Raw genomic sequence first — 14,573 nt, 5'->3', positions numbered from 1 at the left:
TCGTGCACATATGGAGCAAGCCCTCAGTCCTGCCACGCTCACCGAACTGCGGCGCCCGCGTCCCTACCCCGCGGTCTCCGTACTGACGCCGACCCACCGCCGCGAACCCGACAACGCACAGGATCCGGTCCGGCTGCGCAACGCCGTGGCCGAGGCCAAGAAGCGGCTGGAGGCCGATCCGGCCGTCACCCGCGAGCGGCGCGTCGACGTCGCCGGCCAGCTCGACCGGGCCCTCGCCGAGGTGGACCTCGCCCACGCCGCGGACGGTCTGGTGATCTTCGCGGCGCCCGGGGAGCACCAGGTGTGGTCCCTGGACCGGCCGGTGCCCGAGCGTGTGATGCTCTCCGACACCTTCCTGACCCGGAACCTGGTCTCCGCACAGGCCGCCGAACAGGCGTTCTGGGTGCTGGCGGTCGCCGCCGACCGTGTCTCCCTGTGGAACGGCCGCACGGACCGCGTCGTCGAGGAGAACACCGGCGGCTTTCCGCTGAGCCGGAGCCTGGAGGACCCGGACGCCGAGCGTCAGGAGCGCGTCGGTGATCTGCCGAGCACCTTCCGGGACGAGCACACGCGCCGGTTCCTGCGGGATGCGGACCTCGCGCTGGGCGGCGTACTGCGCTCGCACCCGCGCCCGCTGTACGTGACCGGTGAAGCGGCGGCCCTGGCCGCTCTCGCCGAGGTCGGCACCGCCGCCAGGGACGCGACGCACGTCCCGCACGGCGGCCTCGGGCACGCCCGTGCCGAGACGGTGTGGCAGGCCGTCCGCCCCCTGGTCACGGACCGGCAGCGGGTACAGGCCGACGCGGTCCACAAGGACCTCGAAACCGCGCGTGGCCGACGGGAGTTCGCCGCCGGCGTGGACGAGGTGCGGCAGAGCGCCGCCGAGGGACGCATCCGGCTGCTCGTCGTCGAGGAGAACTACCGCGTGACGGTGCGGGACGACGGCGGCGACCATCTCGTGCCCGCCGGGAGCGGTGACCTCGACGCCCGCGAGGACATCGTGGACGAGATCGTGGAGCGGTGCCTGAGCACCGGGGCGGAGGTCCGCTTCGTACCGGACGGGACGCTGGCCGAGGCGACGGGGATCGCCGGCGTGCTGCGCTACTGACCGCCGCGCCACCGCCCCCCACACGCCCGGTTTCCACGCAGTACCCTCACTGCTCCCTGCCCTCGCTCCCCGCCGAAGGGGCGCCGAGGAGGTCGGCCAGGCCGCGGTCGACGGCGTCACCGAGGTCTTCCCTCCCGGCCGCCACGACGGCGAACGTACGGAGCAGGAACCGGCGCAGGGCCGGTGTCCCGAACTGGAGCAGGGCCAGGCCGTGCGGGGAGTGGAGTTCCAGGACCGTGTGTGCGGGGCCGCACGGCCAGATGTGGACGTCACCGCCCCCGGCGGGCCGCCGTACCCCTTCCTCCAGCAGGCTCCGGGCGAAGGTCCAGCTCACCCCCTCGCCGTCCAGGGCGACCTCGGCCGGGAAGTCGATGTGCACGGCCAGCGGATCCGTCGAGGCGTAGCGGAGCGTGGCGTGCACGGGGAGCTCCTGCTCCTCCGAGGCGATCAGGCGTGCACGCGCAGGCTGTTCGAGGGTGACATCCATGGCAGTCTCCGCTCCGGTTCGGGCCGACGATGGTGATGCCGACGCGTTGTGCCGACGTGGTGTTACGACCCCGAAATGGCCTCTCCGATTACGCGGAATCCGTAGCTTTTAATGTGAGCTGCATCACTAAGGCGCGCGGTTTTCCGTAAGGATCACGGGCCGCTGGGCGATTCGGGGGCAACCTGACGATGCGCCCCGGCAACACATCCCCACGCATCGCACAAATGGCCGTCGAACGCGCGCGTGAATGAGTTGCCACTCATCTCCATCGCTCCACCAAGTCGCGTACCCCGTCTACGACTTGACACACCGGACGCGTACCGTTCTCGCATCAGGAAATCCGCCCAAGAAGACTGTGGCATATGCCAGAAGCATCACCGTCTCGTGTGTTGCCAAATCCCTTACAGGGCGTCGCAGGCTGTGCAACAGTCGTAACCGGTCCTTCCGTAAGCCTTGGTCGAACCGTCCCTTCATCGGAGTGCGTCATGCCGCCCCATCTCTCCGCGGACCGCCCAGCCGCCCAGCCGCCCGCGCGCGGCTCGGTCGAGGCGCTCATCACGCAGACCCGACAGCTCAAGGGTGACGTGGACGCCGTACGACGGGACGCACCTGCCGACGGTTCGGACCCCGAGGGACGCTGGCAGCGCGCCCTGTACGAACTGGCGCTGCATCAGCTCAGTGACCTCGACGAACACCTGGCCCAGTTGCGGGACGGCCCGCAGCGCCTCCCCGAGGCTCCCGTCGCGGAGGCGGTCTCCGCCGCCCGAGCCGCGCCGAGCGCTCCCCGGCGCGGCTCGCTCCTCAGCCGGGTCGGCAGCGCGGAGTGGAATCTCCTTACCGACGAGGCCAGTTGGTCCGGCGAGCTGTTCCAGATCCTCGGCCGGGACCCTGCCGCGGACCCGCTCACCCTCGACGAGCTGCCCTCCCTGGTCCTCGACGAGGACCGGCCCAGGCTCACCAGGATGGTCACGGACTGCCTCATCGACGCCAAGCCCATCGACGGCGAGTTCCGCATCCTGCGTCCCGACGGCGGCGTACGCACCGTGCACATGATGGGTGAGCCCGTGCTCGACGCCGACGGCAGCACCGCCTCCATGTGGGCCGTGCTGCGGGACGTCAGTGAACTGCGCCGCAGCCAGCGGACGGTGAGCGAGACCCATGACTCGTTGCAGCGTCACCGGCACCACGCGCAGTCCGAGCGCCGGCTCGCGGTCGAGCTGCAGGAGGCTGTGCTGCCGCCGTGGCGCGGCTCCCTGCGGCTCCCGCGCCAGGGACCGCAGGCTCTGGATCTGGCCGCCCACTACCTCCCCTCCTCGACGAGCGCGCTGATCGGCGGCGACTGGTACGACGCGCTCGAACTGGCCGACGGCGACACGCTGTTGAGCGTCGGCGACCTCACCGGCCACGGGGTGACCGTGACCTCGGGCATGGCGATGCTGCTGGGCGCGCTGCGCGGCATGGCCGTCGCGGGCACCCAGCCGGGTCAACTCATGACCTGGCTCAACCAGTTGCTCGACGCGTCCGTCCAGCCGGCCCTGGGCAGCGCGGTCTGCTGCCGCTACCGGCCCGAGTCCCGCACCCTCACCTGGGCCCAGGCAGGACACCCCGCCCCGTTGCTGTTCCGCGACGGGACGGGACGCGTGCTGAACCCACCGGACGGCGTCCTGCTCGGCGCGACCTCGGGCGCCGTCTACGGACAGGCCGAGGAGACCCTCGAACCCGGCGACGTACTCCTCCTGCACACCGACGGACTGGTGCCCGGACGCCGGGAAGGCACCGCCGCCGCACAACGCCTGCTCGAACTGGCCCCGCGCTTCGGCGAGGCGCGGACCGCGCAGGAGTGTGTACGGGCGGTGGTGGAGGAGTTCGGCGAGGCCGAGCGCGAGGACGACGCCTGCGTACTGATCGCCAGGGTGGCCCCGTAACAGCCAGGGCCAAGGCCCCGTGACAGAGTCAGGACCAGGCCCCGCAGGGCGGCCTATACCCGTGTGTTGTTGCCGCTTCCGCCCCTCACCTGCTTCGGCAGCGACAGTTTGATCTCCTCGCGGAGTTCGTTGATCTTCGGAAAGCTGGAGTACTCGGCGGTGAGCCGGTACATCTCGCGCAGCCGGTCCCAGGTGCGGTGGGACGAGTTCGAGCCCATCGACACCAGGGCCAACCGCGCGTATCCGGCGGCCTGTTCGGGGTCGTCCGCGATGAAGCACGCGGAGGCCATGGACAGGAAGTCGAAGATCTTCGACCGCTGACGGCCGTCGACCCGCAGCTCCAGGGCCTTCTCCGCGTAGTACTGGGCCTGCACGGCCGCTGCCGGTTCGTGCTCGGCCAGGGTGCGGTAGGCCAGCGCCTGCATGCCGTACAGGTCCTCCGCCTTGAACATCTGCATCCAGCTCGGCGGCGGTACATCGCCCTTGTCGGAGACGAAGAGGTCCTCCGCCTGCCCGAGGGTTCGGCGCATGGCCTGACCGCGCCCCATCGACGCCTGTGCCCAGGCCTCGACGGTGTACAGCATGGCCTGGGTGCGGGGCAGGGTCTCCTCGCCCGAGCCGGAGTTGGCGAGCTTCATGAGGTCGAGCGCGTCGTCGGGCCGGCCCAGGTGCACCATCTGGCGAGCCGCCCGGGAGAGCGCCTCCCCGGCACGCGGCCGGTCGCCGCCCTCCCGGGCCGCGTGGGCGGCGATGACGAAGTACTTCTGGGCCGTGGGTTCCAGGCCGACGTCGTGCGACATCCAGCCGGCGAGGACGGCGAGGTTGGCGGCGACGCCCCACAGGCGCCGCTGAAGGGGTTCGGGATGTCGGTAGGCGAGCATGCCGCCCACCTCGTTGAGCTGACCCACCACTGCCTTGCGCTGGAGCCCGCCGCCGCGGGCGGCGTCCCAGGCCCTGAACACCTCGACGGCGCGTTCCAGTTCCTCGATCTCCTGCCACCCGATGGGCGCGGCCTCGTACCGGTCGAAACCGGCGGGGTCGGCGTGCAGGGGATCGTCGAGGTCGGGTGCGTCGGCGGAGAGAGTCGGGTCGGTGTGCAGCCAGTCGTACATGGCACTGCTGAGTGCGGAGCCTGCGGTGAGCGCGACGCCCGCACCCACCAAGCCGCGTCGGTTGAGCATGAGGTCCATTCCCGTGAATTCGGTGAGGACCGCGGCAGTCCGTTCGGGCGCCCACGGCACACCGTCGGGAGCTTCAGCACTCCCGGCGCCCGGCCGTTTCCCCACACGCCCGTGCCGGACCAGACCTAAGTCCTCTATGGTCACGACACGGCCGAGACGCTCGGTGAACAGGGCAGCCAGTACGCGTGGCACCGGATCTCGCGGGATCTCTCCCGTGTCGATCCACCGACGCACCCGCGAGGTGTCGGTCGCCAGCTGGGGGTGGCCCATGGCCGCCGCCTGCCGGTTGACCAGCCGCGCGAGTTCGCCCTTGGACCAGCCGGCCAGGCCGAACAGGTCCGTCAGACGAGTGTTGGGTTGTCCGCTCACGTCAAGCCCCCAGGTTCTCGGCTGAGTTGACAGTAACCGTCTGTCAGTTGCTGAGCGACTATTCGCCAGGGTTCGCCAGGGTTCGCCAGATGGTGTGCCACTGGTCGACGGGTGTCAGGTAGGAACGCGCCACCCCGACCCGGTCACCGAGGAACACTCCCCAGGGTGCACCTGGGAGGCCGGGCCGGGTAGCGCATGACCGTCGCCGGCACACGAAGGGATCTGTTTCTCCCATGTACGCAGCATCGTCCTCCGTGTCCGCCCCTCCACGGCTCCTGCACCCCCGCCCGGGTGGCAGCGGCCCCTATCTCGACCCCGCGCGTCCAGGGGCCCCCGTGCTCGGTGCCGGTGCCGGCCGGGCACGACGGCTCCCGGGGATCGGCACCCAGCCGCTCAGCGGCAGACTCGACCTGTCCGGACCCCAGGGCGCCCAACTGCGCACGGCCATCGCCTCGGTGCACCGGATCTGCCCGGAGTTCGCCCCGGTACAGGTGCTGCGCCGCAGCGGACGCTCCGTGCTCCTGGTCGGGACGACAGGGCGCAGCACGGCCGTCGCGAAGTGTTTACTGGACCAGTCGCCCGCGTGGGCCGAGCGCATCCGGCACGAAATAGCCGCGTACCGTTCGTTCGTGCGGCACCGTCCTCCGGTGCGGGTGCCCCGGCTGATCGCGGCGGACCCGGACAACTGCACGCTGGTCATCGAGCGGATGCCGGGCCGGGCCGCGGCCCTGCAGAGGCACCCGGCCGAGGCGCCGCCGCGAGCGGACATCAGGGCGGCCCTCAGCGCGATCTGCCGGCTCAACGCCTGGCGTCCGCCGGCCGGCACGTTCGACGCCCCGCTGGACTACGCGGCACGTATCGCCCGGTACCACGAGCTGGGGCTGCTCACCGACCGGGACATGGGCGACCTCCAGAAGCTGGTGCACGGCATCGCGCACTCGGCGGGCCGCCAGGGAATGGGCCAGTTCTGCCACGGCGACGCACTCCTGTCCAACATCCTCCTCTCACCGGCCGGTCCAGTGCTGGTGGACTGGGAGCACGCGGGCTGGTACCTGCCGGGGTACGACCTGGCGACGCTGTGGGCCGTGCTCGGTGACGCGCCGGTGGCCCGGCGACAGATCAGCCAGCTCGCACAGGCGGCGGGACCGATGGCACGGGACGCCTTCCTGGTGAACCTGATGCTGGTACTGACGCGCGAGATCCGTACGTACGAACTGGCTGTGCAGCGTTCGATGCACGAGCCGACCCCGGCGGCAGCGGGACCGGCTCAGCCGGGTGCCGTGCCGTCGGGCGAGGAACAGCGGCTGCTGCTGAGGCGGCTGCACGACGACTGCCAGCTGGCCCGACGGGCCGTGCGCGCGGCGGTCGGCACTCGCTGACGGGGGACGTGGGCCCGCGATGCGCCTGAACAGCGGCGCAGCGCGGGCCTTCGCCATGCCTGGGCACAGGTCGCCACGAAAGTTGCCGCACCGCTATTGACATGGGAAGTCTCCGTTCTCCGGGCATGATTGACGGACCGTCGGGCAGCCGAGCCACTAATGTGCTCGACGGCTCCGCACGTCCGCCGCTCCCCCCACGTTCCGCCCGACCACGGAGGCCGCATTGCGAGGACACGCCACCGCCACCGCCCGCCCCACCGATCCCGGACACAGACGCCTGCGCAGAACCGCCGGTGCGCTCGCCTCGGCGACCCTGCTGCTGCCGCTGCTCGGCGCGGCCCCTGCCGACAGCGGCGCCTCGGCCACCCGCCTGCAGCGCGCCTTCGCCTCGGCGTCGGACGAGTATCACGTGCCGCAGAGTCTCCTGCTCGCCGTCTCCTACCTCCAGTCCCGCTGGGACACACACGCCGGGGCGCCCAGCGTCACCGGTGGCTACGGCCCGATGCACCTCACGGACGCCCGTACCGCCCTCGCCGACGCCCCGCACCACAGCGAGGGCGCGGAGGACGCGCGCGGCGACAGCGCCCGGCCGGCCCTGCACCCCACCACCGAGGTGCCGACACAGGCCGAACTCCCCTCCCGTCTGCGGACGTTGACGAAAGCGGCCGAGCTGACCGGCCTGCCCGCGCAGCAGCTCCGCACCGACCCCGCCGCGAACGTGGCCGGCGGCGCGGCGCTGTTGGCCGCCGCCCAGCGGGACCTGGCCGAGCCGCTGAGCGCCGACCCGGCGGACTGGTACGGAGCGGTGGCCCGTTTCTCCGGCGCCGACGACACCGTGACGGCGGCGGCGTACGCCGCTGACGTGTACGACGTGCTGCGCACCGGCGAGGAGCGCACGACCGACGAGGGGCAACTGGTCGCCCTCGCCGCACGCCCCGAACTGGCTCCCGACACGGCCCAGTTGAAGCGGACCGGGCTGCGGAAGGGGTCCGCGGCGGGCACCGAGTGCCCGGTGACGGTGTCCTGCGAGTGGATTCCGGCGCCGTACGAGGAGTTCGGCGAGGGCGACTACGGCAACCACGACCTGGGCAACCGGCCGGCCGCCCAGAGCATCCGGTACATCGTCGTCCATGACACCGAGGGCGCCTGGGAAGGCGTACTGAACATGGTCCAGGACCCGACCTATGTGTCCTGGAACTACACGCTGCGCTCCACGGACGGGCACATCGCGCAGCATGTGAAGGCGAAGGACGTGGCCTGGCACGCGGGCAACTGGTACATCAACGCCAAGTCGATCGGGCTGGAGCACGAGGGGTTCCTGGCGAACCCGGACGCCTGGTACACGGAGGCTATGTACCGGACGTCGGCCCGCCTGGTGAAGTACCTGGCCGCCAAGTACGGCATTCCGCTGGACCGGCAGCACATCCTCGGCCACGACAACGTACCCGGTCCGACCACCTCGACGGTTTCCGGTATGCACACCGACCCGGGCCCCTACTGGGACTGGCAGCACTACTTCACGCTGCTGGGCCGCCCCTTCGCGCGCACGGCCCAGGTGCGGGGCGACAGCTCAGTGGTGACGATCCGGCCGGACTACGCGTCGAACCGGCCGACGTACACGGGCTGTGTCACGTCGGGTCAGGCGTGCGCGGCGCACGGGTCGAGCGAGGTGCGGCTGTACTCGCAGCCGGACACCGCGTCGGCGCTCGTCAAGGACATCGGGACGCATCCCTCGGGCGACGGCACCTCGTCGATCGGCGTCAACGACATCGGGTCGCGGGCGTCCACCGGCCAGCAGTACGCCGTCGCCGAGCGCCGGGGCGACTGGACGGCGATCTGGTACCTGGGCCAGAAGGCCTGGTTCCAGAACCCGGCCACCAACCCGACAGCGGTGAGTGCCGTCGGCGCGGTCGTGACACCGAAGGACGGTCTGACGGAGATCCCGGTGTACGGGAGGGCGTACCCGGAGGCCTCGGCCTATCCGGCGGGCGTGCCCGCCCAGGCGGTCTCGCCACTGCCGTACAAGCTGCCCGCGGGCCAGAAGTACGTGGCCGGGGAGAAGGTGCCGGGCGAGTACTACTACGCCGTCACGTTCGACACGGCCTCGCACCGGGTCGTGGTCGGCAAGGATCAGTACTACGAGATCCAGTTCGGCCACCGGGTGGCGTTCGTCCGGGCGGCGGACGTACGGCTCACGCTGTCCTGAGCCATCGCCGACAGCGGTGGGGGCGTCATTTCAGGTCGTCGTCTGGAAGAGCTCCGCGGGCAGCGGCTTCAGCAGGGCGTACAGGTCGTCGGTGATCGGACGGTCCCAGGCGGCGATGGTCACCAGGACGTTGTCGCTGCGGTCGAACTGCACGCAGGCGATCCGGCTCTCGGAGAGCTTGAGGCGGCGCACGATCAGGAGGTTGTCGCCCTGCATCACCGGCATGTCCTCGGTGCCGACGACGGTGACCTCCTCCTCGTTCTCCAGGGCCACCAACAGCTGGGCCACCTCGAACGGGACCTCGTCCTCGGCGACGTCGCGCGCCGGAGAGCCTTCGGGCAGGTTGCCGATGACCATCGCGGGGCCTCGGCCGCCGAACAGGTCGTAGCGCAGGAACACGCCCTGGCAGCTGCCATCGGGGGCGGGCAGCAGGCCCGCGCCGAGATTGCCGGGCCAGTCGCCCGGATCCATGGCCAGAACATCGAAGTCGGGGCCGGCGGGAGTGGCGCTGCGGCGGCGGAGGAACGACATAGGGCCATGGTACGGGCTCGGCCGAACCGCCGGTCCCGCGGGCGCCGCACAAGTACGCCGTACCGCTAACCCGCCTGCTTGTGCCGCTGGTGGTGGCGGGCGACGCGGGCCCGGTTGCCGCAGGCCGGTCTGCACCACTCCTGACGCGGATGTTCCTTGAGGAAGTAGCGCACACAGCGCGGCCCGTGGCAGGCCCGCAGCCGTTCCCGGTCCGCACCGGCGAGAAAGGCGACGACGGCCCGCGCGAGCACGGCCACGACCTCCCCCTCACCTCGTACGCCCTGGTGACGTACGACGGGTTCGGCGTCGTCGGCCCAGTCGAGCACGGGGACGGTGGGCGTACGGGCGGCAGCGTCGTTGAGCCGGCGCAGCGCCTCGGCCAGGGGCAGCAGCCGTGCCGCGTCCACCGGGCTCGGTTCCCCGGGCCGCACCGCGCGGGCGAAGAGGGTCCGCACGGCGGCACGCAGCTCTCGTACGGCGGTCAGCTCGGCCTCGTCGGCGACGAAGCCGTCCGTGCCGGGCAGGGTGTCGCGGTGGGCGCGTACCCAGGTGGTGAGGCCGGCGGTGTCGGTGAGGTCGTCGGCGATGCCGCCCTCCCCGTCGTGGCGGACGGTGAGAGCGAGGTCGAGGGCGAGCCGCGCGTCGCCGGTGATGTCGCTGGTGATCAGGTCCCGCATGAGGCTAATGCTAAGTGCCGGGGCATCCATTAGCACCGCAGGGGCAGCCCTGTCGTTCGCGGGGCAGCCCCTGTCGCGGCTTCGTCTCAAGGTCAACGCGGTCTCGGGTCGGAACGCGGTCTCAGGTCAGGTCGAACTCCCCTTCCCGTGCCCCCGACACGAACGCGCCCCATTCCGCGGGCGTGAAAATCAGGGAAGGGCTGTGCGGGCGGCCACTGTTGCGCATCGCGATGAACCCCTCGACAAAGGCGATCTGGACATCCCCCCGCCCACTGCTGCTGGACTGCCAGTCGGCGTTGCTGAGGTCCAGCTCCGGCTTGTCCCAGCCCGCGAGCGGGTGCTCCTGGATCGTGCTCTCGGCCACGTCCGTGCTCCTCCCGGTTACGTCGTCCGCCGTCAGCCTAGCCATCGGTTCCTGCTGCCGACAGGCCACGTGAGGGGGACGCTTCAGGAGGTGGGCGGTTCGCTGCCGACGAGCCACATGGAAAAGAACTGGGAGCCGCCTCCGTAAGCGTGCCCGAGAACCCTGCGGGCCCCGTCCACCTGGTGTTCTCCGGCCAGCCCGCGCACCTGAAGGGCTGCTTCCGCGAAGCGGATCATGCCCGAGGCGCCGATCGGATTGCTCGACAGAACGCCGCCCGACATGTTGACGGGCAGGTCGCCGTCGAGTTCGGTGACCCCGGCCTCGGTGAGTTTCCAGCCCTCGCCCTCGGCGGCGAAGCCGAGGTTCTCCAGCCACATGGGTTCGTACCAGGAGAAGGGGACGTACATCTCCACGGCGTCGATGTCCCGGCGCGGGTCGGCGATCCCGGCCTGCCGGTACACGTCGGCAGCGCAGTCCTGGCCCGCCTTCGGTGACACGGCGTCCTTGCCCGCGAAGAGCGTGGGTTCGCTGCGCATCGCGCCGCCGTGCAGCCAGGCGGGCGGGCGCGGTGAGCGGGCGGCTCCGGCGCGGTCGGTGAGGACCATCGCGACGGCGCCGTCGGAGGAGGGGCAGGTCTCGGAGTAGCGGATCGGGTCCCACAGCATGGGCGAGGCCTGGACCTTCTCCAGCGTGATGTCGTGCTCGTGCAGATGCGCGTACGGATTCTTGAGCGCGTTGCGCCGGTCCTTGTACGCGACCAGCGAGCCGACGGTGTCGGGGGCGCCGCTGCGTCGCATGTACGCGCGGACGTGCGGGGCGAAGAAGCCGCCGGCGCCGGCCAGCAGCGGCTGCTGGAAGGGGATCGGCAGGGACAGTCCCCACATGGCGTTCGACTCGGACTGTTTCTCGTAGGCCAGGGTGAGGACGGTGGCGTGGACGCGGGACCTGACGAGGTTGGTGGCGACGAGGGCCGTGGACCCGCCGACCGAGCCTGCCGTGTGGACGCGCAGCATCGGTTTGCCGACCGCGCCGAGTGCGTCGGCGAGATACAGCTCGGGCATCATGACGCCCTCGAAGAAGTCGGGCGCCTTGCCGATGACGACGGCGTCAATGTCGGCCCACGTCAACTCGGCGTCCTCGAGGGCCCGTTGGGCCGCCTCCCGCACCAAACCGGCCATGGATACGTCCCGACGGGCGGCGACATGCCTGGTCTGGCCGATTCCGACGACCGCCACTGGCTCACTGGGCATGACGGGGCTCCCCTTCGAGTACGGCGACCAGGTTCTGTTGGAGACAGGGCCCGGAGGTGGCGTGGGCGAGGGCCCGGTCGGACTCGCCCCGGTGGATACGAGCGGCGGCCTCGCCGATACGGACGAGGCCGGCGGCCATGATCGGGTTGGCGGCGAGGGCACCGCCGGACGGGTTCACGCGGACGTGGTCACCCAGCCGAAGGGCCTTCCTGAGGACCACCTCCTGGGAGGTGAACGGTGCGTGCAACTCGGCGGTGTCGACGGGCCGTTCGAAGGCGCCGGCCTTCTCTGCGGCGAGCCGCGTCGACGGTGAGTCGGTCAGCTCGCGGACGCCGAGCGAGTGTGCCTCGATGCGGTGGTCGATGCCCCGGATCCAGGCGGGCCGCTCGCACAGTTCCCGGGCGCGGTCACCGGCCGCGAGGATCACGGCGGCGGCCCCGTCGCCGATCGGCGGACAGTCTCCGGTACGCAGCGGATGCACGACGTACTCCCCGTGTGGCACCGAACCCCGCAGCTGGGCATGGGAGTTGGTCTGGGCGTCCGCCCGGCTGCGGGCGGCGACGGCGGCGAGCGCCGGCTCGTCGGTGTCACCCGCGTCGATGAGTGCCTGCGCCTGGAGTGCGGCGAGCGCCACGGAGTCCGGCCACAGGGGAGCCACGTAGTACGGATCGAGCTGCCGGGTCAGGACGTCACGCACCGGGCCCGGCGAGGATTTTCCGTACGCGTACACGAGTGCCGTGTCGACGTCACCCGTCAGCAGTTTGGTCCACGCCTCGTACAGCGCCCACGCCCCGTCCATCTCCACGTGCGACTCGGAGATCGGCGGCCAGGCGCCCACGCCGTCGAGCGCCAGGGTGAAGGAGAAGGCGCGGCCGGCCAGGTAGTCGGACGAGCCGGAGCAGGTGAAGCCGATGTCGCTGGTCTTCAGCCCGGTCCGGTCGAGCACCTCGTGCAGCACGGGCATGAGCATCTCGACTTCGGAGACCTCGTCACTGGTGCGCCGGTGATCGGTCTGTGCGAAGGCGACGACGGCGATATCGCGTGTCACAGGGACTCCTTGAACGTCTCGTAGTCCGCGTCGGGTTCGCCGGTGGGCCGGTAGTGGTCGGGGTAGCGGCCCCCTTCCGTCCACACCGGCTCCACCCGCAGCCCCATGCGGACCTGGTCGTAGGGGATCCCCCCGATCCGGCCGTGCAGGGCGAGGTCGGCGCCGTCGAGGGCGATGTGCGCGTAGACGTAGGGCACTTCGATGTCGAGGTTGCGCGCCTTGATGTTGACGATGCAGAAGGTGGTGACCGTGCCCCCGGGGCCCACCTCGACCTGCTCGGCCGTGGCGACACCGCAGGTGGGACACGCGCCCCTGGGCGGGACGTACACCTTCCGGCAGGACGGGCAGCGCTCGCCGACGATCCGCCGGTCGGCGAGGGCGTTGATGTAGGCGGTCTGGGCCCGGCCGGGCGAGTAGGTGTAGTCGAGACGGGCCTGGGCGACGATGCCGGTCACCATGGATTCGAACTGGCCGTCGTGGTCGGCGACTTCATCGCCGCTCGCGCCGTCGTACGGTTCGAAGCAGGCGATGTCCGTGATCGCGCCGGAGCGTTCCGCCGCCCAACGGACGCGGACCCGCATCCCGGTGTGCACGGCGTCGGGGCCGGGTGCGTCGAGCGCGTGCAGCAGGGCCGTGTCGGCGCCGTCGAGCCGGACCAGGACCCAGGCGAAGGGCGTGTCCAGGGGCTGGCCACGACGCGGGACGTGGTTCCAGGCCCAGGTGGTGACGGTGCCGGTGGGGGCGACCTGCACGAGGTCGCGTATCTCGTCGGCGGTCACCGGGTCGTACTCGACGGGCGGTACGAGGATGCGACCGTCGGCGGCGCGGACACCGAGGACGACCTGTTCGCGCAGGCCGGTCAGGAAGGCGCTCTGGACGGGGCCCAGGGAACGGGTGAAGGGGAATTCGACGACCAGGGGGGCTTTGAGGACTTCGGTGGTCATCCTGGATTACTCCTTCGCGGGGTCAGGGCCTGTCCGGCGGATCAGGCCGCAGGGAATCAACGGTGCGTTATCGACACAGGTGAGCGGGTCTTGGCGCGTCTGGCTGCAAGGCGGAGGAGGGAGTCGACGCGGAGCGATGGGGGTCCCCCCGATCGAGCGAAGTCGAGAGTGGGGGAGAGTGACGACAACGCCGCAGACGGGCGTGCCAAGACCCGCGTCTGCGGCATGATCTGCCGGACAGGCCCTAGGCCCGCCGGTAGACGGGTGGGCGCTTCTCGGCGAAGGCACGGGTGCCTTCCTTGGCGTCGGCGGTGTCGAAGACGGGCCAGCCGCGCTTGAGTTCGGCGGCGAGACCCTCGGTCTCGGTCAACTCGGCGGTCTCGTAGACCGAGGCCTTGACGGCCTCCACGGCGAGCGGGCCGCAGGCGTTGACGCGTTCGGCGATCTCCAGGGCCTTGTCCAGGGCGGTCCCGTCGGGCACGACGTGTCCGATCAGGCCGATGGCGGCGGCCTCCTGGGCGCTGTACGGGCGCCCGGTGAGCAGCATCTCCAGGGCGTGGGTGCGCGGGATCTGCCGTTGGAGGCGGACCGTGGAGCCGCCGATCGGGAAGAGGCCGCGTTTGACCTCGAAGAGTCCGAAGGTCGCCGACTCGCCCGCGACCCGGATGTCGGTGCCCTGGATGATCTCGGTCCCGCCGGCGACGCAGTACCCCTCGATCGCGGCGATCACCGGTTTGCGGGGTCGGTGGTGGCGCAGCATCGCCTTCCAGTGCAGATCCGGGTCGGCCTTGAGCCGGTGGCGGTACTCCTCCCCCTCCAGACCACTCCCGGCCAGGGCCTTCAGGTCCATCCCGGCGCAGAAGGCGCCCCCCGCCCCGGTGAGCACGATCGAGCGGACGGCGTCGTCCTCGTCCGCCTCGACCCAGCCGTCGTACAGACCGACGAGCATCGGCAGCGAGAGCGCGTTCTTGGCTTCCGGCCGGTTGAGTGTGAGCACCAGTGTGGCGTTCTCACGCCGAACGGTCAGGTGTTCCGTGCCACCCATCGCCCATCTCCCCTCTGAAAGAACGAGAACAGGTGAAAGAACGAGAACAGGTTGCAGGA

General features: G+C 70.9%; 13 protein-coding genes. 4 read left to right on the top strand and 9 right to left on the bottom strand.

What is annotated here, in order from left to right:
• The first annotated feature begins 10 nt into the window (after positions 1-10).
• Positions 11-1,108, top strand: coding sequence for a baeRF3 domain-containing protein (locus tag ACW4TU_RS42585; RefSeq protein WP_457422490.1), 1,098 nt, complete (start codon positions 11-13; stop codon positions 1,106-1,108).
• A 46-nt stretch (positions 1,109-1,154) separates the two neighbouring features.
• Here the strand turns inward: ACW4TU_RS42585 and ACW4TU_RS42580 are convergent, their stop codons facing one another.
• Positions 1,155-1,595 (bottom strand): SsgA family sporulation/cell division regulator, encoded by a 441-nt coding sequence (locus ACW4TU_RS42580; protein WP_457422488.1) that lies wholly within the window; start codon positions 1,593-1,595, stop codon positions 1,155-1,157.
• A gap of 485 nt (positions 1,596-2,080) precedes the next feature.
• On the opposite strand from ACW4TU_RS42580, the gene ACW4TU_RS42575 reads away from it, so the two are divergent.
• Positions 2,081-3,520, top strand: coding sequence for a PP2C family protein-serine/threonine phosphatase (locus ACW4TU_RS42575; RefSeq protein WP_457422486.1), 1,440 nt, complete (start codon positions 2,081-2,083; stop codon positions 3,518-3,520).
• Between the two features lie 53 nt (positions 3,521-3,573).
• Here the strand turns inward: ACW4TU_RS42575 and ACW4TU_RS42570 are convergent, their stop codons facing one another.
• Positions 3,574-5,070, bottom strand: coding sequence for a DNA-binding protein NsdB (locus ACW4TU_RS42570; RefSeq protein WP_457422484.1), 1,497 nt, complete (start codon positions 5,068-5,070; stop codon positions 3,574-3,576).
• A gap of 233 nt (positions 5,071-5,303) precedes the next feature.
• Between ACW4TU_RS42570 and ACW4TU_RS42565 the strand changes: the two genes are divergently transcribed.
• Positions 5,304-6,449 carry an aminoglycoside phosphotransferase family protein gene (locus ACW4TU_RS42565; RefSeq protein ID WP_457422482.1) on the top strand — a complete coding sequence of 382 codons (1,146 nt, stop codon included), beginning with the start codon at positions 5,304-5,306 and terminating at the stop codon, positions 6,447-6,449.
• A gap of 223 nt (positions 6,450-6,672) precedes the next feature.
• Entirely contained in the window at positions 6,673-8,655 is a 1,983-nt protein-coding gene (locus ACW4TU_RS42560) for an N-acetylmuramoyl-L-alanine amidase (protein ID WP_457422480.1), read from the top strand.
• Between the two features lie 30 nt (positions 8,656-8,685).
• On the opposite strand, the gene ACW4TU_RS42555 is transcribed toward ACW4TU_RS42560, so the two are convergent.
• The 7 genes from ACW4TU_RS42555 to ACW4TU_RS42525 all read right to left on the bottom strand — a co-directional run bounded on the left by ACW4TU_RS42555 (position 8,686) and on the right by ACW4TU_RS42525 (position 14,514).
• Positions 8,686-9,186 (bottom strand): hypothetical protein, encoded by a 501-nt coding sequence (locus ACW4TU_RS42555; protein WP_457422478.1) that lies wholly within the window; start codon positions 9,184-9,186, stop codon positions 8,686-8,688.
• 65 nt (positions 9,187-9,251) lie between these two features.
• Positions 9,252-9,863, bottom strand: a complete 612-nt coding sequence (locus ACW4TU_RS42550) for a CGNR zinc finger domain-containing protein (protein WP_457422476.1) — start codon at positions 9,861-9,863, stop codon at positions 9,252-9,254.
• 121 nt (positions 9,864-9,984) lie between these two features.
• Entirely contained in the window at positions 9,985-10,227 is a 243-nt protein-coding gene (locus tag ACW4TU_RS42545; protein ID WP_055523791.1) for a DUF397 domain-containing protein, read from the bottom strand.
• Positions 10,228-10,310: 83 nt separating this feature from the next.
• On the bottom strand, positions 10,311-11,477 hold the full coding sequence (locus tag ACW4TU_RS42540; protein WP_457422474.1) for a thiolase domain-containing protein: 1,167 nt from the start codon (positions 11,475-11,477) through the stop codon (positions 10,311-10,313).
• Positions 11,467-12,525: a thiolase domain-containing protein gene (locus ACW4TU_RS42535; protein WP_457422472.1), complete on the bottom strand. Its 1,059-nt coding sequence runs from the start codon at positions 12,523-12,525 to the stop codon at positions 11,467-11,469. Before ACW4TU_RS42535 ends, ACW4TU_RS42540 begins: the two co-directional genes overlap by 11 nt.
• Complete coding sequence (locus ACW4TU_RS42530) at positions 12,522-13,469, bottom strand: Zn-ribbon domain-containing OB-fold protein (RefSeq protein ID WP_457422470.1); 948 nt, start codon at positions 13,467-13,469, stop codon at positions 12,522-12,524. The genes ACW4TU_RS42535 and ACW4TU_RS42530 overlap by 4 nt, the downstream gene beginning before the upstream one ends.
• 244 nt (positions 13,470-13,713) lie before the next feature.
• Positions 13,714-14,514: a crotonase/enoyl-CoA hydratase family protein gene (locus ACW4TU_RS42525; RefSeq protein WP_457422468.1), complete on the bottom strand. Its 801-nt coding sequence runs from the start codon at positions 14,512-14,514 to the stop codon at positions 13,714-13,716.
• Between the last annotated feature and the right edge of the window lie 59 nt (positions 14,515-14,573).

Source organism: Streptomyces kryoterrae (genome assembly GCF_054072135.1).
Note: the sequence above shows the minus strand (reverse complement) of the source record. Positions and strands in the feature narration are given on the sequence as shown.